Raw genomic sequence first — 20,187 nt, 5'->3', positions numbered from 1 at the left:
GACACGGCGCATTCGCGAGCAAGCCCGCTCCCACATTTGGATATCGCTGACTGTTCAAACTGTGCGCTGTTCGAACACTTTTAGAGTGAGTATCTACAATAATCTGGAACTGGGTTCTAAATTGATGAGTTCATGCCATCAGCCCTAAACGGAACGCATCATGAGTGAGCGGATCTTCTCCCTGGCCAGCCTGACTGTGCTGGAACTGTCACCGCCCGAGATGGTGGAAGTGGCGGCTCGTGCTGGCTACAGCCATGTCGGCCTGCGCCTGGTGCCGGCCACGCCTCAGGAACATCATTTTCCATTGGTAGTCGACAGCGATTTGCGCCGCCAGACCCTGGCGCGTCTGCGGGACACCGGCATCGGTGTGCTGGATGTGGAAATCCTGCGGTTGAAACCGGAAACCGTGGTGGCCGATTTCGAACGAATTCTGGTGGTGGGTGCCGAACTGGGTGCCAGTGAACTGCTGGTGGCCGGCAACGATCCGGACGAGCGACGAATGACGGACAACTTTGCCGAACTCTGTGACCTGGCGGCGTCTTATGGACTGCATCCGCATCTGGAGTTCATGCCCTGGACTGAGGCGCGGGATCTTGCGCAAGCGGTGCGCATTGTCGAGGCCGCCGGGCGCGAAAACGGTGCAGTGCTGGTCGACGCGTTCCACTTCGACCGCTCTGGATCAAGGCTGGAAGAGCTGGCCAGGGTCGCCCCGTCACGGTTACGGTATGCGCAGTTGTGTGACGTTGTGGGGCCAAGGCCGGCGGACATGGCCGAGATCTTGCGTCAGGCCCGCAACGAGCGACGCTTTCCCGGTGAGGGCGATTGTGATTTGCCGGGATTGTTGCGTTGTTTGCCGTCTAACATTCCATTGAGCCTGGAGATTCCCACGGTGCAGCTGCTGGAGCAGGGCGTGAGTGGGTTGGATCGGGCGCAGATGGCGCTGGACAGGACTCGGGAATTGTTGGCGCGGATCTAACGCGTCTCTCCCTGTAGGAGCGAGCTTGCTCGCGATGAACGACAGAACACCGCAGGGCATCAGGTTGCCAGCGTCATCGTTGACGACCATCGCGAGCAGGCTCGCTCCTACAGGAAGCGTTTGATTTTTGATGTATCTAAAGGAACCCCAATGACTGTCAGCACCCCGCTTTCCGGCGTCAATCAGCCCTTCAAAGGGATTCTGCTGATCGTTGTCGCAACCTTCCTCTTCTCCAGTCACGACGCCATCTCCAAATACCTGTCCGGGTTCTATCCGATCGTGATGGTGGTGTGGGCGCGTTATGTGGTTCACACCCTGTTGATGGCGGGGATTTTCCTGCCGCAATCCGGGGTCGCGGTTCTGCGTACGAAGCGGCCTATGCTGCAGGTGATTCGCGCCTTGTGCCTGCTGGGCACCAGCCTGTTTTTCACCACGGGCCTGATGTACATCCCGCTGGCCGAAGCCACGTCGGTCAACTTCCTTGCCCCGGTTCTGGTCACCGCGCTGTCGGTACCGCTGCTCAAGGAGCGGGTGACGCGGGGGCAATGGCTGGCGGTGATTTGCGGCTTCAGCGGGGTGCTGATCATCGTCCACCCCGGTGGTGATCTGTTCACTCCGGCGGTGTTGCTGCCGTTCTGCTCGGCGCTGTTCTTCTGCTTCTATCAATTGCTGACGCGCAAGCTCAGCAATGTCGACAGCCCGACCACCAGTAACTTTTTCGCAGGGCTGTGCAACACCCTGGTAATGAGTGCGCTGGTGCCGTTCTTCTGGCAGGTGCCGACCCTGGGCCATGGCGCGATGATGTTGGCGCTGGGGGCCTGCGGGATGACCGCGCACCTGTTCCTGACCCAGGCCTTCCGCCTTGCCGCACCGGCCTTGCTGGCACCGTTCAGCTATTGCCAGATCATCTTTGCCGGCTTGTTGGGCTGGCTGCTGTTCTCCCATACACCGACCCTGACCACCGTGATCGGTATCGCCGTGATCTGCTGCAGCGGGCTGGCGGCGGCCTGGCAGCAAAGTCGTCTCTGAGCTCGAACCCGATAGTCTACAAATCGCGGGCAAAAAAAAGCGCAGGCCCGATCAAGGCCTGCGCCGAGGGAACATCATTCTTCTACGGTCGGGATCTTGCGCGGCGCCATGAAGTACATCCAGATCAGTGCGATGAAGTACATCGCCGGAATCAGGGTGAACAGCACGGTGTAGTTGTTGTTGGTGGCAGTCAGGATGTGGCCTACCAACTGGGTCATGAACATCCCGCCGATCGCGGCGCACATGCCGCCGAAACCGAATACCGTACTCATCATGTGCTTGGGCGTGTAGTCCATCACCAGGCTCCAGATGTTGGCGGTCCAGGCCTGGTGCGCACCGATGGCCAGGGAAATCGCGAACACCGCCACCCACAGGTTGCTGGAGCCGGCCGCGATGATCACGCCGATGATGCAGCAGGCGAACAGTGCCATGGACATCAAGCGCGCCTTGATCGGGTTGACGCCGCGGCCGATCAGGAACGAGGACAGGATCCCGCCGCCGACACTGCCGAAGTCGGCGGTGAGGTAGATGATGATCAGTGGAATACCCATCTGGGTCACGTTGATGCCCAGGTTGTATTGCTGATTGAGGAACGGTGGCAGCCAGTACAGGTAAAACCAGAACACGGGTGCGGTGATCGAGTAGGCGAGGGCGAAGGCCCAGGTGCCGCGCATGCGCAGGATCTTCGAGAAAGGCACGCGTGTCTGTGCAGGTTCGACTTCGTTCTGGATGTAGTCCAGTTCCGACTGTTTAACGCTTGGGTGATCTTCCGGGTTGAAGTACTTCAGGCCCCAGCACACCAGCCAGATACCGCCCAGCGCGGCCATGCACAGAAACGCCGCTTGCCAGCCCCAGGCATGGAGGATCAGCGGCAGCAACATTGGCGTGAACATCGCGCCGACGTTGGTCCCGGCATTGAAGATACCGGTGGCCACGGCGCGCTCGCCGGCCGGGAACCACAGGCGCGTGGTCTTCACGCAGGCCGGGTAGTTGGCGGCTTCGGTCAGGCCGAGGATGAAGCGGCAGACCATGAAACCGGCTGCCGAAGTAGCGAGGCCATGGGCACCGGTGGCCAGGCTCCAGAGCAGCACCGCGCAGAAGAACACGCGCTTGACGCCGACCCGGTCGATCAGACGGCCTTGCAGCACGAAACCGATGGCGTAGCCGACCTGGAACCAGAAGTTGATGTTGGCGTAGTCCATCGCCGTCCAGCTCATTTCCTTGGCGAGGATGGGCTGCATGACGCCCAGGGCGGCGCGGTCGATGTAGTTCAGGGTAGTGGCGAAGAACACCAGCGCCAGCATGCCCCAACGGGTCTTGCCGACGGCCATGGCGCCGCGGATTTTGTCACCGATACCGCCAGTGGCGGCACTCATGGCCGGAGCCATGCGAGAGCTTTGAGTAGGGTTCATCTGGGCCATCCGTTCAATGACTGACATGCGAGGCTCGTCTGGACTTCAAGGGCGCGTGATCAATCGAGGGCGACGGGCGCGGGACTGATCGGCTGGGTTCGTCGACTGACGGTTTATTCAGCGAGCGGCACGGCGATGCCGGCGGTGCGCAGGATTCGGATGGACGCCAGGCAGGGCGTAATGACGGTAGCTGGAGCGAGCAGGGCGTTGAATGAGCACATGAGCTTTTACCCGTTTTTTGAAATTTTTATGTGGTGTTCTGGGTCGGTTTACCTGAGACCGACGGTTGGTGATCCGGCCTCAATGTGGTGTTGATGTTGCGCAGTGGACAAAAAATCGTCAATTCGTGAAAGGCCATTTTGTTCGATAATCGAACACAAAACTAACCGGGTAGTACACTTTAAATTGCTGCGCTTTACATTGCAGCCAATAATTACCCTTACAAGATTCCCTCCACTACCGGGAGCCGAAACATGCAGCGTTCCATTGCCACCGTATCCCTGAGCGGTACCCTGCCGGAAAAACTCGAAGCCATTGCTGCCGCCGGCTTCGATGGCGTCGAGATTTTCGAGAATGACCTTCTCTACTACGACGGCAGCCCGCGGGAAATTAAACAGATGTGCGCCGATCTCGGGATAGCCATCACCCTGTTTCAACCGTTCCGGGACTTCGAGGGCTGCCGCCGTGACCGCCTGTCGCGCAACCTGGAACGGGCCGAACGCAAGTTCGACCTGATGCAGGAACTGGGCACGGACCTGGTGCTGGTGTGCAGCAACGCCTCTGCGGATTCGGTGGGTGATGAACAAATTTTAGTCGATGATTTGCGCCTGCTGGCCGAACGTGCGGGCGCGCGCGGTTTGCGCATCGGTTATGAAGCGCTGGCCTGGGGTCGTCACGTCAACACGTATCAACAGGTGTGGAACATCGTTCGCCAGGCCGACCACCCGAGTCTCGGTGTGCTGCTCGACAGCTTCCATACCCTGTCGCTCAAGGGTGATCCCAGCGCGATCGCCGAGATTCCCGGCGACAAGATCTTTTTCGTGCAGATGGCCGACGCGCCGATCCTGGCCATGGACGTGCTGGAGTGGAGCCGGCATTTCCGCTGCTTCCCAGGCCAGGGCGAGTTCGATCTGCCGGGCTTCCTCGCGCCGATCATCAAGAGCGGCTACACCGGGCCTCTGTCGCTGGAAATCTTCAACGACGGCTTCCGCGCCGCGCCGCCTCGGGCCAACGCCGCCGACGGTTTGCGCTCCTTGCTGTACCTGGAGGAGAAAACCCGTCAGCGCCTGGAACAGGAAGCCCGAGAAACTGCCAATCGCGAGATTCTGTTCGAGACGCCCAAGGCCAGCGAATACAACGGTGTGGAGTTTCTCGAGTTCGCCGTGGACGAAAGCCTCGGTGCGAAGCTGTCCCACTGGCTGGAGCGCCTGGGCTTCGTCAAAGCCGGCCAGCATCGCTCCAAGAGCGTCAGTCTGATGCGCCAAGGCGATATCAATCTGATCCTCAATTCCGAGCCGTACTCCTTTGGTCACAGTTTCTTCGAGGCTCACGGCCCATCGCTGTGCGCCACCGCCGTGCGGGTCAAGGACAGTGCCAGCGCCCTGGCGCGGGCCGTGGCCTATAAAGGCCAGCCTTATCGCGGTCTGGTCGGGCCGAACGAGCTGGAGCTCGCCGCCGTGCGCGCGCCGGATGGCAGCCTGATTTATCTGGTGGACCAGAACGCTGACGTTTACGGCACCGACTTCAACCTCGTGCCAGACGCGCAGACCAACGGTGGCTTGAAGCGCATCGACCACATGGCCATGGCGTTACCCGCCGACAGCCTCGACAGCTGGGTGCTGTTCTACAAGAGTCTGCTGGATTTCGAGGCCGACGACGAAGTGGTCCTGCCCGACCCCTATGGCCTGGTGAAAAGCCGCGCCCTGCGCAGCCGTGACAGTTCGATACGCTTGCCGCTGAACATTTCCGAGAACCGCAACACCGCGATCTCACACGCGCTTTCGAGTTATCGCGGTTCCGGTGTGCATCACATCGCCTTCGATTGCGACGACATCTTCGCCCAGGTCAGCCGGGCGAAAGAGGCGGGCGTTCCGCTTCTGGATATTCCGCTCAACTACTATGACGACCTGGCGGCGCGTTTCGATTTCGACGACGAGTTCCTCAGCGAACTGGCCTACTACAACGTGCTGTACGACCGTGATGCCCAGGGCGGCGAGCTGTTCCACGTGTACACCGAGCCGTTCGAAGGGCGATTCTTCTTCGAGATCATCCAGCGCAAGAACGGCTATGCCGGTTACGGCGCGGCGAACGTGGCGGTGCGTCTGGCGGCCATGGCCAAATCCCGGAGTGGTGCCGTACGTCAGGCAAAGTTGTAGGAAAATCGTAAATCGATTCGACAAACCGCTGCCGCACGGCTTCCTTCACCGTGCGGCGCGGCTCATAATCGCCAGCTTGTGCATGATGGCCGTGAGCCCGCAATGACAATGACTTCAGACTTCCCCGCAACGCCCGATCAGCCAGCTGTGGAACCGCGCAAGAGTCGCAAGAACAACCCGGAAAAAACCCGCGAGAACATTCTGCAAGAGGCGATCGTCGAGTTCGTCCAGCAGGGCCTGTCCGGCGCCCGCGTCGATGCCATCGCCGAGCGTATCCATACTTCCAAGCGCATGATCTATTACTACTTCGGCAGTAAGGAGCAGCTCTACGTCGAGGTTCTGGAGAAGCTCTATGGCGATATCCGCAGCACCGAAAACCGCCTGCACCTGGCTGAGCTGGCGCCGGTGGACGCGATTCGGCGGCTGGTGGAATTCACCTTCGATCACCACGACCGCAATGTCGATTTCGTACGGATCGTCAGCATCGAGAACATTCACAACGCCGAATATGTGAAGCAGTCCGATGCCATCAAGGCGATGAACAACACCATCCTCGATTCACTGGGCGAGATCCTGCGTCGCGGCGCCGAGCAGGGCGTGTTCCGCAGCGAGCTTGATCCGTTGGATGTGCATTTGCTGATCAGTTCGTTCTGCTTCTATCGCGTGTCGAACCGTCATACCTTCGGCGAGATTTTTCAGATCGATCTGCCGGACGAAGCGATCAAGCAGCGTCATCGCGAGATGATTTGCGAGTCGGTTCTGCGTTATCTGCAAGTGTGAGGGGATCGCAGCCTGTTGCAGGCTGCGATTTTTTGCTTTTCAGCCATTCATACTCTGAAAGTGCGCCAGCATTCGCTGCGCATCCGGCACCACGCCGCTGAACAATTCAAACGCCTTCACCGCCTGGAACACCGCCATGTTGCCGCCATCGAGCGTGCGGCAACCCAGGGCGCGGGCGTTGCGCAGCAGTTCGGTTTCCAGCGGGAAATAGACAATCTCCGCCACCCACAACTCGGCACGCAGCAATTCCACCGGCACCGGCATGCCCGGCAGTTTTTTCATGCCCATGGGCGTGGTGTTCACCAGACCGTCGGCTTCGCTCAGGGTGCCCGCCAGGTTGTGACCGGCCAGCGCGCGACCTTCGCCGAAATGCTGGTTGAGGTTGTCGGCCAGGCTCTGGGCGCGGCTCGTGTCCACATCGAAAATGCTCAGTTGATGCACGCCTTCGCTCAGCAGCGCGTGAGCCACCGCCGCGCCCGCACCGCCGGCACCCATCTGCACCACACGCTCGACGGCAACGCCTTTCAGGCCACGACGAAAGCCTTCGGCAAAGCCCAGGCAGTCGGTGTTGTGGCCGATGCGTTTGCCGTCCTTGAGGACCACTGTGTTGACCGCGCCGATGCCGCGAGCTTCGGGCGATAGTTCATCCAGCAGCGGGATGATCGCCTGCTTGCACGGGAAGGTGATGTTCAGTCCGGTGAAGCTCATGCGTTCGGCGGCCGTCAACAGGTCGGGCAGGGCGTTGTTGTCCAGTTGCAGTTGATCGAGGTCGATCAGGCGATAGAGGTAACGCAAGCCCTGGGCATCGCCTTCATGCTCGTGCAGCGAGGGTGTGCGAGAGGCCTGGATGCCGGCGCCGATCAGTCCGGCCAATACGCTTTGGTTCTGGTTCATGACGTTCACCCTTTCAGACGTTGGCTGAAGTGCTCCAGCGCCAGGCGATAGCCGTGGCTGCCGAACCCGGCCATGACTGCAGTGGCAATGGCTGACACGAAGGAATGATGGCGGAACGGCTCACGGGCGTGGACGTTGGACAGGTGGACTTCGATCACCGGCAGTTCGCTGGCAACCAACGCATCGCGAATCGCCACCGAGGTGTGGGTCCAGGCCGCCGGGTTGATCACGATCCCGGCGCAACGGCCGCGGGCGGCGTGAATCCAGTCGATCATTTCGCCTTCATGGTTAGTCTGGCGAAACTCCACCGCCAGGCCGAACTCTTCAGCGGTGCGTCCGCACAGGTTTGAAATATCGGCCAGGGTTTCGTAGCCGTAATTCGCCGGTTCACGGGTGCCGAGCATGTTCAGATTGGGGCCGTTGAGCACCAGAATGATGGGGGACATCGAGGTTTCTCCACTTATTATTTTTGGCATTTGGCCAGGAATTCAGCCTGTGGAGATAAATTGTACTAGATGGTTAATTCGGTCAATTGAAGAGGTGCCCGGTCGGCTATTTGTGTTCGGTGATCGAACACAGAGCGAGTTGCGTTGATCCTGTAGCAACCGTACGCAGGCTTCGCCAGCTGCTACAGGGATCGTCGTTTTAGCGTGGTAGATGCTCGACAAGGAAGTCGATGAACGCGCGCACTTTCAATGGCATGTGCCGGCTCTGCGGGTAGAGCAAGGTAAACGGCCGCCAGCGCCCGCCATAAGGTTTGAGCACCTCCACCAACGACCCATCGGCCAACTCCTTTTCCACGATAAACCGATACGTCTGAAACAACCCCGCCCCATGCTTCGCCAGCGTCACGCCCCCTAGAACGTCGTCGGAGCAGACGAAATTCCCCTCGGCCAGAATCTCCCGCTCAACCCCGTCTTCATTGAACAGCCAGGCAATGCGCCGGCCGCTGCTGGGCAATTCGTACTGAATGCATTCATGCTGCTGCAAATCGTCGAGGGTCTGCGGCGTGCCGGCCTGCTTGAGATACTCGGGGCTGGCGATCATCACCAGCGCCGCGTCCTCCAGTGGCCGGGCGATCAGGCCGGAGTCCGGAATCGCCCGCACGCGAATCGCCATGTCGTAGCCTTCGCCGACGAAATCGATGTTGCGGTTGCTGATGTGCGTCTCAACCTTCACCGCCGGAAAACGCGCGCGAAAGGCCGGCATCAACGGCAGGATCCGGTGATGGGCATAGGTGGTCGGGATACTGATGCGCAGGGTGCCGGACGGTACCTGCTGCTGACCCATGACTTCACGCTGGGCTTCCACCAGCTGCGCCAGGGCCTGGCGGCATTCCTCGTAGTAGCGGCGGCCACTGTCGGTCAGCTTCACGCTGCGGGTGGTGCGCGCAAACAATCGCACGCCCAGACGTTCCTCCATACGCGACACCGAGCGGCTCACCGCCGCAGGGGTCACCCCGGCCACCAGCGCCGCCGCGGTGAAGCTGCCAGCTTCGGCGGCCAGGCAGAACAGCTCGATGCTGCCCAATTGAAGATCGTCGAATTGTCGCTGCATGATTGATTACACCAGGGATCAAATGAAGTGTGTAACGCAGTATTTATCAGAAGCGCTCGCGCGGATACAGTGGACCGTCAGCCTTTCTCAACCAGCCGAGCAGGAGAAGCAGCATGCCTTTCGTCAGCGTACGTATCACCCGTGACGGCGTCACCCGCGAACAGAAAGCCCAGGTCATCGCCGAAATCACCGAAACCCTGCAACGCGTCCTGGGCAAGCCCCCGGAACTGACCCACATCGTGATCGAGGAAATCGACACCGATAACTGGGGCTACAAAGGCATTACCACGACTGAGTATCGAAAGAATCTGCCGGGGTGATTGTCTCGGACACAAAAAAGCCGTCTATCAAGACGGCTTTTTCGCATCTGGCAGGTCGCACTTACCGCCGGGTCAGCAACACCCCGGACTCCATGTGATGCGTCCACGGGAACTGGTCGAACATTGCGCATTGGGTGATGCGGTGGGTGTCGTGCAGTTGGGCGATGTTGGCCGCCAGGGTTTCCGGGTTGCAGGAAATGTAGAGGATGTTGTCGAAACGCCGGGTCAGTTCGCAGGTGTCCGGGTCCATGCCAGCGCGGGGCGGGTCAACGAAGACGGCGCCGAACTCGTAGCTCTTCAGGTCGATGCCGTGCAGGCGGCGGAACGGCCGCACTTCGTTCAGCGCTTCGGTCAGTTCTTCGGCGGACAGGCGCACCAGCGTGACATTGTCCACGGCGTTTTCGCTGAGGTTGCTCAGTGCCGCGTTGACCGAAGTCTTGCTGATTTCGGTCGCCAGCACTTTGCGCACGCGGGTGGCCAGCGGCAGGGTGAAGTTGCCGTTGCCGCAATACAGCTCCAGCAAGTCATCGCTGCGGTCGCCGAGGGCTTCGTACGCCCAGTTGAGCATCTTCTGGTTCACCGTGCCGTTGGGCTGGGTGAACGCACCTTCCGGCTGGCGATAGCTGAAGGTGCGACCGCCGACTTCGAGTTTTTCCACCACGTAATCGTGGCCGATGACTTCGCGTTTGCCCTTGGAGCGGCCGATGATGCTGACGCCCAGATCGGTCGCCAGTTTCGTGGCCGCCGCCTGCCAGTGCTCGTCCAGCGGGCGGTGATAGCACAGGGTGATCATCGCATCGCCGGCCAGGGTGGTCAGGAACTCCACCTGGAATAGCTTGTGGCTCAGGGCGGAACTGGCCTGCCACGCCGCCTTGAGCTGCGGCATCAACTGGTTGATGCGCAGGCTGGCGATCGGGAACTCTTCGATCAGAATCGGCGTGCGTTTGTCTTCCTGGGAAAACATTGCGTAATGGCGCTCGCCGGCTTCGCGCCACAGGCGGAACTCGGCGCGCAGGCGGAAGTTTTGCAGCGGCGAATCGAAGACGACCGGCTGCGGCGCATCGAACGGGGCCAGCAGGTCACGCAAGCGCGTGACCTTTTCTTCGAGCTGAACGGCGTAGGCGTTTGAATCAAATGTCATGCGTTGAACCAACCCAGCTTGATCACGAACAGAATCGACAGAATCACCAGCGCCGGGTTCAGCTCACGGCCGCGACCGGACATCAGCTTGATGGCGGTCCAGGCAATGAAGCCGAAGGCAATGCCATTGGCGATGGAATAAGTGAACGGCATGGCCAGGGCGGTAATCACGACCGGGGCGGCCACGGTGATGTCGTCCCAGTCTATTTCCGCGAGGCCAGATGTCATCAGCACGGCGACGAACAGCAGTGCCGGTGCGGTGGCGAACGCCGGAACGCTGCCGGCCAGTGGCGAGAAGAACAGCGCCAGCAGGAACAGGATGGCGACGACGACGGCCGTCAGGCCGGTGCGGCCGCCGGCGCTCACGCCTGCGGCGGATTCGATGTAGCTGGTGGTGGTCGAGGTGCCCAGCAGGGAACCGGCCATTGCCGCCGTACTGTCGGCGATCAGGGCGCGGCCCATTTTCGGCATGTGGCCGTCCTTGCGCATCAGGCCGGCGCGCTTGGCGACGCCGATCAGGGTGCCGGAGTTGTCGAACAGGTCGACGAACAGAAAGGCGAAGATCACGCTGACCAGACCGATGTCCAGTGCGCCCTTGATGTCCAGTTGCAGGAAGGTCGGTGCCAGCGAAGGCGGCATCGATACCACGCCACCGAACGGGGTAAAGCCCATCACGATGGAAATGATGGTCACTACCAGAATGCCGATCAGCACTGCGCCGCGCACGGCCAGAGCTTCCAGGGCGACGATCAGGGCAAAGCCGAGGGTCGCGAGGATTGGTGCCGGTTGTTTCAGATCACCGAGGCCGACCATGGTCGCGGGGTTGCTGACCACGATGCCGGCGTTGTGCAGGGCGATCAGGGCCAGAAACAGGCCGATACCGGCCGCAATCGCCGATCGCAGCGGCAGCGGGATGCTGTTGATGATCCATTCACGGATGCGGAAGATCGACAGCAGGAAGAAGCACACCGCCGAGATGAACACCGCACCCAGCGCCACTTGCCAGGTGTGGCCCATGTGCAGGACCACTGTGTAGGTAAAGAAGGCGTTCAGGCCCATGCCCGGTGCCAGGGCGATCGGGTAGTTGGCGATCAGGCCCATCACCGTGGAGCCGATGGCGGCTGCCAGGCAGGTCGCGACGAACACGGCGCCCTTGTCCATGCCGGTCTCGCCGAGGATGCTCGGGTTGACGAACAGAATGTAGGCCATGGCCAAAAAGGTCGTGACGCCTGCGAGAATCTCGGTGCGTACGTTGGTGTTGTGTGCCTTGAGTTGAAACAGCCTTTCCAGCATGCCTGCTCCCCGTGGCGCGCCCGGCGCCGTGAATGTATCGATCTCAACAGCAAAGCACAGACGGGTGTACGCGCCTGGGATTTTTCTGTGGGTCGGAAAAAGCCGCGCATCATACCAGTCGCGTGGGGTTATGGCTGCTTATGGTAGTGATCGTCGTCGATGTTTTGCGTTTTGCCCGAGTCAGCCATACTGCGCGCCTGTTCTCGGGGGTGTGTACTTCATGAAAATGCGTCTATTGATCCTGCTGGCCATGCTTTTGGGTGCACAAACCGCCCTGGCGGCCCCGGCGCCGCCGTTGACCCAGGTCAAAGTGCTGAAAGTCGAATCGCCGGGTTGTGGCTTTGAAAACATCGATGAAGGCCAGACCCAGACACGCTGCAATCACAGCGGGCCGAACATCCGGATCTACGTGCTGGAAGTGGGGTATGGCCGCAGTCAGCCTCAGGTCGGGCTGGATGGGTTCGACCTCAATGGCACCCGCACGCCGGTCTGTGCCTACGACAACGGCAACCTGACCGAATGCACCTCAGGCCGAAGAACCGTCGGCAACCTGTACATTTTCGATATGGCCGGCAAGCAGGAAGGCACCTTCACCTTCCGTAACACCTCGATCAACGCGCCGGGCAACACAATGTCGACGCAGCTCTACATCAAGTAGCGTTGTTTGCTGGCACGGCGGGCATCGAACAGGGGTAATCAAAGCTGACTACGCTTCAAGGATCATCCTGTGGATTGTGCCCATGACCTTTAGAGCCTTGATTACCCTCGCCGAGGGCATTGATGACCTGCAAGCCGTCACCCTGATCGACGTACTGCGTCGCGCCAAGGTGGAAGTGGTGGTGGCGAGTATCGAAGGACGACGCATGCTCACCTGCGCTCGCGGCACTCGCCTGACCAGCGACGCCATGCTCGTCGATCTGCTGGCCCAGCCTTTCGACCTGATCGTTCTGCCCGGAGGCGACGTCGGTGCACAGCACCTGGCCGCTCATCAACCCCTTCAACAACTGATCAAAGACCAGGCCGCCGCCGGTCGCCTGTTCGCCGGCATCGCCGAAGCCCCGGCAGTAGCGCTGCAAACCTTCGGCGTACTGCGTCAGCGGCGCATGACCTGCCTGCCCTCAGCCAGTCACCACCTCTCGAGCTGCAACTTCGTCGATCAACCGGTGGTGGTCGACGGCAACTGCATCACCGCCCAAGGCTCGGGCGCTGCGCTAGCGTTTGCTCTGGCGTTGGTGGAAGAGCTTTGCGGCAAAGCTACGCGAGCGGCGGTGGCGGGGGAGTTGCTGGTCTAGGCCTTCACTTCCTCCACCGGCGCATGCATCCGATCCCGCTGGGCGAGGGTCGGGAACAGTTTGATCCAGGTCCCGGTCACCACCAGCGTGCCGATGCCGCCCATGACCACCGCCGGCACGGTGCCGAACCAGTGGGCGGTGAGGCCGGATTCGAATTCGCCGAGCTGGTTGGATGCGCCGATGAACAGGCCATTCACCGCGCTGACCCGGCCGCGCATTTCGTCGGGGGTCTCCAGTTGCACGAAGGAGGCGCGGATCACCATGCTGATCATGTCGGCCGCGCCCAGCACGACCAGTACCGCCAGCGAGAACCAGAACGAGATCGACAGGCCGAAGGCGATGGTCGCCACGCCGAAAATACCCACGGCGGTGAACATTACCCGTCCGACGTTGCGTTCAACGGCAAATCTGGCGAGGTACAACGACATTAACAATGCCCCGACTGCCGGTGCCGAGCGTAGCAGACCCAGACCCCAGGGGCCGGTGAGCAGAATGTCCTTGGCGAACACCGGCAGCAACGCCGTGGCGCCGCCGAGCAGCACCGCGAACAGATCAAGGGAAATCGCCCCGAGAATGTCCGGACGGCTGCGGATGAAACGGATGCCGGCCAACAGCGAATCCAGGGTCGCCTTGCCTTTGTTCAGCGGTGTTTGCCGGGCCGGCAGATTGAGCATCAGCGAGCAGGCAATGACATACAGCAGCACGGTCGGGCCATACACCCACACGCTGCCGAAGGCATAGAGCAGACCGCCGAGGGCCGGGGCGACGATGGTGGCCGATTGCTGGGCCGATTGCGCGGCGGCCACGGCCCGGGGGAACAGGCCGCTGGGCACGATGCTTGGCAGCAGGGCCTGGGTGGTCGGCATCTCGAAGGAGCGGGCGCCGCCGAGCAGGAAGGCGAGGATGAAGATCATTTCCCGGGTGATGTGATCGGTGGCGCTGCCGATGGCCAGCGACAGGGCGATCAGTGCCTGCAGGGACTGACAGATCGCCGCGACCTTGCGCCGGTCGTAGCGGTCGGCCACGTGTCCGGTGTGCAGCATGAACAGCACCCGCGGCGCGAATTCCACCAACCCCACCAGACCCAGGTCGAGCACATTACCTGTCAGCTGGTAGAGGTTCCAGCCGATCGCCACGGTGAGCATCTGAAAGCCGCTAGCGGTAAAAATCCGCGCGAACCAGAAGGCGAGGAATGGACGGTGGTGACGTAGCAGCAAAGGCTCTTGGCTGGGCATTTGAGGGCAGATCTGCAGGTGGGGAAGGGGCGAGATTATCACCAACCTGTAACTGAAAGTTGCAGAGTCATGAAATTTAGTTAGCTAGACACCGATCTCCAACTCGATGGAGTTCCCCCTTGTGGGAGCGGGCTTGCTCGCGAAGAGGCCCTAACGGACGCTACATAACCTACTGATCAAACAAAGCTTTTTGCCCCTCAGGCGAAGTAAACATCCCTTCCCCGTTATGCCCCACACCGGGCACTTCGATCAGTTGCTGGTTCAACCCCTGCGGCGCAAGCCGCTTCAAATAATCGAAATAAAACCGCCCGCGAGCCAGTCGATAAAGCCCTTGCGCCTTGGCCTCACAACTCTTGTCCAGCGCCGGATGGTTCGGGTCGATGTCCTGCTGCCCCAGCAGATAAACGACGTCACGCTTGAGGTACTTTTCCTGCAACTGCGCGGCGCTTTGTCCTTCGGTATAGGCGGGCAGATCTGTCAGGCCGTACTTCCAGCGATTGAAGTCCGGGCAGGCGGCGTGATTGAAAGCCACCGGCCGGCGTTCGTCGAAATACGCATAGGAAGACGGATTGGCGACCATGTAGCGCAGATGCACACCAGCGGCTTCAAGCGCGGCTTGATCGTGGCCCAGCAGGGCGTAGCGCTGGACCACCTGGGCGCCGCCGGAGTGGCCGGCGATGACGATCTGCTTCACATCCGGAAACTGCTGGCGATCACTCAGGCGGGCGATGATTTCGTCCAGGGCCTCGAACGAACTCAGGCGAAACGGCGCGGTGGATTCGCCGCCGGCCATCCATTCGTTGCCTTGCCAGCGCAGCACGGTGTCGGCCACGGGATGCAACGCGACGTCGGTTTCATTGAGAAATTGCGGGGCGATCACCAGGGTCGTCGCGCTTTGCCCGGCCAGTTCGGCGGCCTTTTCCGCGCTTTGCAGGTAGGTCTGCGCATTACGCGGACGACCGTGAACGACGATCAGCACACGTTCGATTTTGCCCGGAGCGGGGCTGAGCCCCACCGCGATCTCGCCCGATCTCAACAACAGGCGACCCGGACTGATTTCCTTGACCCCCTGCTCGGCAGCCTGGGTACTCGCACACGTGAACAACAACGCCAACAACCATTTATTCATCTACAGATTTTTCGTCGCAAAGGTATCGCACTGGCCAACCTGGCCCTGGGCGAATCCGGTTTTGAACCAGCGCACCCGTTGCGCTGACGTACCATGGGTAAACGAGTCCGGCACCACGCGGCCCTGACCCTGTTGCTGCAAACGATCGTCGCCAATGGCATTGGCGGCGTTCAGTGCTTCTTCGATGTCGCCCGGTTCCAGCCAGTTCAACCGCTTCTGCGCATGGTTGGCCCAGACCCCGGCCAGGCAATCGGCCTGCAGTTCCTGGCGGACCAGCAAGCCTCCGTCGCCTTCCATCTGCCGGCCTTGCTGGCGAGCCGTCTGAATTTTCGCCGAGACGCCGAGCAAGGTCTGCACATGGTGTCCGACTTCGTGCGCAATCACGTAGGCCTGGGCGAAGTCGCCGGCGGCGGCAAAGCGTTGCGACATTTCCTGGAAGAACGCCATGTCCAGGTAGACCTTCTGGTCCGCTGGGCAGTAGAACGGCCCGGTTGCCGAGGTCGCCATGCCGCAGGCCGAGTTGACGCGATTGCTGAACAGCACCAGGGTCGGGTCCTTGTATTGCCGTCCGCCCTGCTGGAAAACCTCGCGCCAGGTGTCTTCGGTGTCGCCCAGGATCGAACGCACGAACTCGGCCCCTTCATCGTTGGCCGGCGGCGCCTTGCGGGTCTGGTTGCCGGCCGGGGCCGTTTGCTCCATTTGCCCGGTGAGCTGGCCGAGAATCTGCAGCGGATCCTGGCCGGTGATCCAGCTGATCCCGACAATCAGAATAATGGCCGTCAGGCTCAGGCCCTTGCCGCCACCGAATCGCATCCCGCCGCCGCCACTGCCGACGTTATCCCCTCGCGCATCGACCACGTTGTCGCTACGCCGGCCTTTTCTCCATAGCATGTGGGAATCCTCTGATTGGTCGTGCGATGAGTGTTGCTGCTGTGCAGGAGCGGCGCCAGTCCGGTCGTCAGACAGTGCCTGGCGCCGTGGGTTCGGTGATGGGTGAGTTCAATGATGGACGGACGCGTATCCTGTAGGAGCTGTCGAGTGAAACGAGGCTGCGATCTTTTGATTTTTAAGAGCAGGATCAACAGATCGCAGTCTGCGGCAGCTCCTACAGGTCGGCGGTGTTGAAGGTGTCGCAGGCACCGATGCGACCTGTGTCGAAACCGGTTTGGAACCACTTCGCCCGTTGCTCCGAGGTGCCGTGGGCGAAGGTCTCGGGCCGAACCTGGCCGCTTGCCTGGCGTTGCAGATTGTCGTCACCGAACACCGTGGCAGCATGCAGCGCCGATTCAATATCGCCCGGTTCCAGCCAGTCGAGGCGCTGCTGTGCATGGTGCGCCCAGACGCCGGCCAGGCAATCGGCCTGCAGCTCTGCGCGAACTTCTAGGCCACCATCGCCAATCACCGGTTTCTGGTCCTGCAACGCCCGCTCGAAGGGCTCGGAAAGCCCCAGTTCCAGCTGCACGTGATGGCCGACTTCGTGGGCGATGATGTAGGCGCGGGCGAAGTCCGCGACCACGGAAAAGCGCTGCTCCAGGTTCGTGAACAGCGCCAGGTCGAGGTACACCTGTTGATTGCTCGGGCAGTAGAAGGGTGCGCTGGCGGGGCCGCACTCGGAGGTCATGTGGTTATCGAAAACCACCAGCGTGGGCGGTGAGTAGCGGCGTCCGGTTTGGGCGAACAACTGTGCCCAGGTGTCTTCGGTTTCGCCCAGCACGGACTGGACGAACTTCAGTTGCGGGTCTCCGTCCGGGGTGGAGTTCAGCGTCGAGTGAAGTACGGCGCCGGTCAGCGCGATGGTCGCGAGCCCCGCACCGAGAAGTTTCCCTGTGTGCTTGCGGGCATCCTTGCCCTGCCGAGTGTCGTTGACGTTGTCGCTGGGTCTGGCTTTTTTCCATAGCATTTTTGCGGTCTCTCATGGTTGCGGCGGGGATCGCCCGGGCCATGAATAACTGCATTGGTAAAACGCTGTGGGATAAATATGTAGCGGTTCACGCAGCCGGAATCAGCTCCGCGAATCCTCTTCGCTTACGCCCGCAATGTGCCGAGCGGCGATGTAGCCGAAAGTCAGCGCCGGGCCGATGTTGATACCGCCGGCCGGGTAGTGCCCGCCCATGATGCTCGCCATGTCGCCACCGGCCGCGTACAGCCCCGCGATGACCTGGCCAGCGTCGTCGAGGACCTGGGCATGGGGATTGACCTTGAGCCCGGCAAAGGTGCCGAAGCAGCCGGGCCGGACCTTCACGGCGTAGAACGGCCCTTGTTCGAGGACGGCGACGCAGGGGTTCGGCTGATGCAGCGCATCCCCCTGCTTGCGGTTGTACGGCGTCGAGCCACGGCCGAATTGCGGGTCTTCGCCGTGGCGGGCATGGCGGTTGTAGTCCGTCACGGTGGCGCTCAAACCCTGCGGATCGATACCGCAGGCCTGCGCCAATTCCTCCAGGGTTTTGCCGGTTTTCAGGTAGCCGCTGCGGACAAAGGATGACAGCGGTACGGGAAACGGCCGAGAGATGCCCAGGCCATATCGCCGTTGAAAGGCGTGATTGCAGATCAGCCAGGAGGCGACTTCTTCGCCCTGAGGCGCGGCGGCGACCATGGCGGTGACGTAGTCGTAATAGCCGTTGGCCTCGTTGACGAAGCGCTGGCCGTTGCTCAGGACGCCGATGATGCCGGGCTTGCCGCGTTCGATGATGTGCGGGAAGTGGCCGATTCTGCCGTCGCCGTGGGGCACTTCGGACACCGGGGCCCAGGCGACGGGGGACTGCATGTCGGTATCGACGTGGGCGCCGACGCGCTCGCCCAGGCGCAGGCCATCGCCGGACACGGCCAGCGGTGGCAGTGCCAGATGCTCACGGCCGGTGGGTGTGCGCGGGAACAGGGCCTTGCGCCGTTCGATGTCATTGGCAAAACCACCCGCGGCCAGCACCACGGCCTTGCGCGCATTGATCCGTACCGAACCCTTGGCGGTGCTGATGACCGCGCCGCGCACCTGGTCGTTTTCCCGCAGCAGATCAGTGACCGGCGCCGATTCCCAGAGCAGCACGCCAAGGTCCTCGGCGGACTTCGCCAGACGCGCCACCAGCGCGACGCCGTTGACCAGTTGCATCGCCCGGCCATGGACGGCGAGGTCGAGCAGGTGGCGGGTAAAACGCTTGGTGACATGCCAGGCCGCAGGCAGCGAGCGGGTCAGGTTGAGAAACGCGCCAAGGTCGGCGCCGGCCATGATCGGCATGCCCATGAAGGAGGTTTCGCGCATGGTTTTACGCAGGCGCTTGAGCAGCCTGCCGACCTGTCTGGCGTCGTAGGGCGCGGCGATCACAGAACGTCCGCCGGTGCCGGCGCCGGGGGTGTCGCCATGGATGTCGGCAATGGCATTGCCGTCGGCGAATTGCAGCGAAGTGTGTTGTTCGAAGAACGCCACCATCCGTGGGCCGGCCTCCAGGAAGGCGTCGATCATCGGTCCGTTGAAGCGCTCGCCCAATTCGTGGCGCAGGTAGGTGCGCGGCAATTCCACGTCCTCGACGATCCCGGCGCGTCGCGCCAACGGATTGCATGGCACCCAGGCCCAGCCGCCGGACCAGGCGGTGGCGCCGCCGAACACCGGGTCTTTTTCGACTACGATCACTTTCAGGCCATGCCATGCCGCCGTCACGGCTGCCGACAACCCGGCCGCGCCGGAGCCGACGATCAGTACATCGCAATCAACGTCGGGGAGAAAATGCGGCTCGGCAGGCATTGTTCGGGCTCCAGCAATTTAATTATTTTGGAATTTGATTCCAGAAAATATATGAAGTGCTTTGGAGTCGGGCAAGATCTTCACCGTTAAAGCGGGCGGTTATCGGACAGTCAGTTCCAGATTTCGCTATTCATCGGTTGTCTTCTAGAATCGGGCAAATTTTCCGTGGAGACGCCCATGGCCGGCAGTCAGATCGAACGTGTTTTCAGTGTGCTCGAAAGCCTCACCAGTGACCCTCGTGGCCTGCCGATGCAGACCCTGGCCGAGCAGCTGGACATCCCCAAAAGCGCCACCCACAGGCTGCTCGCCGAGCTGATCCGACTGGGTTATGTGCGGCAGAATCCGGAGAATTTGCGTTATCACCTGTCGACCAAACTGGTGGCGATGGGCTTTCGTTATCTGTCGAGCAGTGGCGCCGATATCGTGCAGCCGGTGCTCGACCGACTGGCCCAGGAAACCGGCGAGCTGGTGCGTCTGGGCGTCATCGAGGGCGAGCGGCAGACCTGGATCGCCAAGTCCCAGGGCGCCCGTTCCGGCCTGCGTTACGACCCGGACATGGGCCGCGATGCGCCGCTGTTCTACACCGCTTCCGGGCATGCCTGGCTGGCGTGCATGAGCGATGCGGAGGCGTTGTCGCTGGTGGAGCGACAGGTGGAGGACCGGCCGCTGGAGCTGGGACCGAACGCGCCGCGCTCCAATATCGAACTGCTCGAGCGGCTGCGCCTGGCGCGGGAGCAGGGGTATGCCTGTGTCGAGGAAAGCTCGGCGGTGGGCACCTCGGCGATTGCGGCGGTGGTGCGTCATCCGGCGGATGGGCGGGTGATCGGGGTGCTCAGCATTGCCGGGCCGAGCGCGCGGATGCCGGGGGTACGGTTGCATGAGTTGGCGCCGCTGTTGCTGGCGTTTACCGATGAATTGTCGGCGGCGAGTCTGGCTTCGGAGTTGTTTAGCTAAGCCTTTCCACACATCCCCTGTGGGAGCGGGCTTGCTCGCGAATGCGGTGATTCAGTCGGTGATGATGT

Annotated in this window: 19 protein-coding genes; 8 read left to right on the top strand and 11 right to left on the bottom strand. The window is 61.5% G+C overall.

What is annotated here, in order from left to right:
- The first annotated feature begins 160 nt into the window (after nucleotides 1–160).
- Together ACW9JE_RS18565 and ACW9JE_RS18560 are read left to right on the top strand one after the other, a co-directional pair.
- On the top strand, nucleotides 161–976 hold the full coding sequence (locus ACW9JE_RS18565; RefSeq protein WP_224534147.1) for a sugar phosphate isomerase/epimerase family protein: 816 nt from the start codon (nucleotides 161–163) through the stop codon (nucleotides 974–976).
- Between the two features lie 150 nt (nucleotides 977–1,126).
- Nucleotides 1,127–2,005, top strand: a complete 879-nt coding sequence (locus ACW9JE_RS18560; protein ID WP_457433549.1) for a DMT family transporter — start codon at nucleotides 1,127–1,129, stop codon at nucleotides 2,003–2,005.
- 74 nt (nucleotides 2,006–2,079) lie between these two features.
- On the opposite strand, the gene ACW9JE_RS18555 is transcribed toward ACW9JE_RS18560, so the two are convergent.
- Entirely contained in the window at nucleotides 2,080–3,417 is a 1,338-nt protein-coding gene (locus ACW9JE_RS18555) for an MFS transporter (RefSeq protein WP_457433548.1), read from the bottom strand.
- Between the two features lie 473 nt (nucleotides 3,418–3,890).
- Here ACW9JE_RS18555 and quiC point away from each other — a divergent pair, with 473 nt between their 5' ends.
- Both quiC and ACW9JE_RS18545 read left to right on the top strand, forming a co-directional pair.
- Entirely contained in the window at nucleotides 3,891–5,792 is a 1,902-nt protein-coding gene (quiC, locus tag ACW9JE_RS18550) for a 3-dehydroshikimate dehydratase QuiC (protein ID WP_224534149.1), read from the top strand.
- A gap of 102 nt (nucleotides 5,793–5,894) precedes the next feature.
- The gene (locus ACW9JE_RS18545) at nucleotides 5,895–6,572 is read left to right on the top strand and encodes a TetR family transcriptional regulator (protein ID WP_224534150.1); all 678 of its coding nucleotides are present in this window, start codon (nucleotides 5,895–5,897) and stop codon (nucleotides 6,570–6,572) included.
- A gap of 39 nt (nucleotides 6,573–6,611) precedes the next feature.
- Here the strand turns inward: ACW9JE_RS18545 and ACW9JE_RS18540 are convergent, their stop codons facing one another.
- From ACW9JE_RS18540 to ACW9JE_RS18530, 3 genes are all read right to left on the bottom strand, one after another.
- Nucleotides 6,612–7,466, bottom strand: a complete 855-nt coding sequence (locus ACW9JE_RS18540) for a shikimate dehydrogenase (protein WP_224534151.1) — start codon at nucleotides 7,464–7,466, stop codon at nucleotides 6,612–6,614.
- A 5-nt stretch (nucleotides 7,467–7,471) separates the two neighbouring features.
- On the bottom strand, nucleotides 7,472–7,912 hold the full coding sequence (aroQ, locus tag ACW9JE_RS18535) for a type II 3-dehydroquinate dehydratase (protein ID WP_224534152.1): 441 nt from the start codon (nucleotides 7,910–7,912) through the stop codon (nucleotides 7,472–7,474).
- A gap of 199 nt (nucleotides 7,913–8,111) precedes the next feature.
- Nucleotides 8,112–9,023: a LysR family transcriptional regulator gene (locus ACW9JE_RS18530; protein WP_224534153.1), complete on the bottom strand. Its 912-nt coding sequence runs from the start codon at nucleotides 9,021–9,023 to the stop codon at nucleotides 8,112–8,114.
- Between the two features lie 113 nt (nucleotides 9,024–9,136).
- Here ACW9JE_RS18530 and ACW9JE_RS18525 point away from each other — a divergent pair, with 113 nt between their 5' ends.
- Complete coding sequence (locus ACW9JE_RS18525) at nucleotides 9,137–9,343, top strand: tautomerase family protein (RefSeq protein ID WP_047533558.1); 207 nt, start codon at nucleotides 9,137–9,139, stop codon at nucleotides 9,341–9,343.
- A gap of 61 nt (nucleotides 9,344–9,404) precedes the next feature.
- Here ACW9JE_RS18525 and trmA read toward each other — a convergent pair whose 3' ends face one another.
- Nucleotides 9,405–10,484 (bottom strand): tRNA (uridine(54)-C5)-methyltransferase TrmA, encoded by a 1,080-nt coding sequence (gene trmA, locus ACW9JE_RS18520; RefSeq protein ID WP_224534154.1) that lies wholly within the window; start codon nucleotides 10,482–10,484, stop codon nucleotides 9,405–9,407.
- On the bottom strand, nucleotides 10,481–11,776 hold the full coding sequence (locus ACW9JE_RS18515; protein ID WP_457433547.1) for an NCS2 family permease: 1,296 nt from the start codon (nucleotides 11,774–11,776) through the stop codon (nucleotides 10,481–10,483). Before ACW9JE_RS18515 ends, trmA begins: the two co-directional genes overlap by 4 nt.
- 220 nt (nucleotides 11,777–11,996) lie before the next feature.
- Here ACW9JE_RS18515 and ACW9JE_RS18510 point away from each other — a divergent pair, with 220 nt between their 5' ends.
- Both ACW9JE_RS18510 and ACW9JE_RS18505 read left to right on the top strand, forming a co-directional pair.
- Complete coding sequence (locus ACW9JE_RS18510; RefSeq protein ID WP_457433546.1) at nucleotides 11,997–12,434, top strand: DUF4879 domain-containing protein; 438 nt, start codon at nucleotides 11,997–11,999, stop codon at nucleotides 12,432–12,434.
- An 82-nt stretch (nucleotides 12,435–12,516) separates the two neighbouring features.
- The gene (locus tag ACW9JE_RS18505) at nucleotides 12,517–13,068 is read left to right on the top strand and encodes a DJ-1 family glyoxalase III (protein WP_457433545.1); all 552 of its coding nucleotides are present in this window, start codon (nucleotides 12,517–12,519) and stop codon (nucleotides 13,066–13,068) included.
- Here the strand turns inward: ACW9JE_RS18505 and ACW9JE_RS18500 are convergent.
- The 5 genes from ACW9JE_RS18500 to ACW9JE_RS18480 form a co-directional block, all read right to left on the bottom strand.
- The gene (locus ACW9JE_RS18500; RefSeq protein WP_457433544.1) at nucleotides 13,065–14,303 is read right to left on the bottom strand and encodes an MFS transporter; all 1,239 of its coding nucleotides are present in this window, start codon (nucleotides 14,301–14,303) and stop codon (nucleotides 13,065–13,067) included. The two genes, ACW9JE_RS18505 and ACW9JE_RS18500, sit on opposite strands and share 4 nt — an antisense overlap.
- A gap of 169 nt (nucleotides 14,304–14,472) precedes the next feature.
- Entirely contained in the window at nucleotides 14,473–15,432 is a 960-nt protein-coding gene (locus ACW9JE_RS18495) for an alpha/beta fold hydrolase (RefSeq protein ID WP_457433543.1), read from the bottom strand.
- On the bottom strand, nucleotides 15,433–16,323 hold the full coding sequence (gene ypfJ / locus ACW9JE_RS18490; protein WP_457433542.1) for a KPN_02809 family neutral zinc metallopeptidase: 891 nt from the start codon (nucleotides 16,321–16,323) through the stop codon (nucleotides 15,433–15,435).
- A gap of 214 nt (nucleotides 16,324–16,537) precedes the next feature.
- Nucleotides 16,538–17,332 carry a KPN_02809 family neutral zinc metallopeptidase gene (ypfJ, locus tag ACW9JE_RS18485; protein WP_457433541.1) on the bottom strand — a complete coding sequence of 265 codons (795 nt, stop codon included), beginning with the start codon at nucleotides 17,330–17,332 and terminating at the stop codon, nucleotides 16,538–16,540.
- Nucleotides 17,333–17,434: 102 nt separating this feature from the next.
- Nucleotides 17,435–19,165: an FAD-dependent oxidoreductase gene (locus ACW9JE_RS18480; protein WP_224534145.1), complete on the bottom strand. Its 1,731-nt coding sequence runs from the start codon at nucleotides 19,163–19,165 to the stop codon at nucleotides 17,435–17,437.
- 177 nt (nucleotides 19,166–19,342) lie between these two features.
- Between ACW9JE_RS18480 and ACW9JE_RS18475 the strand changes: the two genes are divergently transcribed.
- Nucleotides 19,343–20,119: an IclR family transcriptional regulator gene (locus ACW9JE_RS18475; protein ID WP_224534146.1), complete on the top strand. Its 777-nt coding sequence runs from the start codon at nucleotides 19,343–19,345 to the stop codon at nucleotides 20,117–20,119.
- The last annotated feature ends 68 nt before the right edge of the window (nucleotides 20,120–20,187 follow it).

It is taken from the genome of Pseudomonas sp. SDO55104_S430, assembly GCF_054070595.1.
Note: the sequence above shows the minus strand (reverse complement) of the source record. Positions and strands in the feature narration are given on the sequence as shown.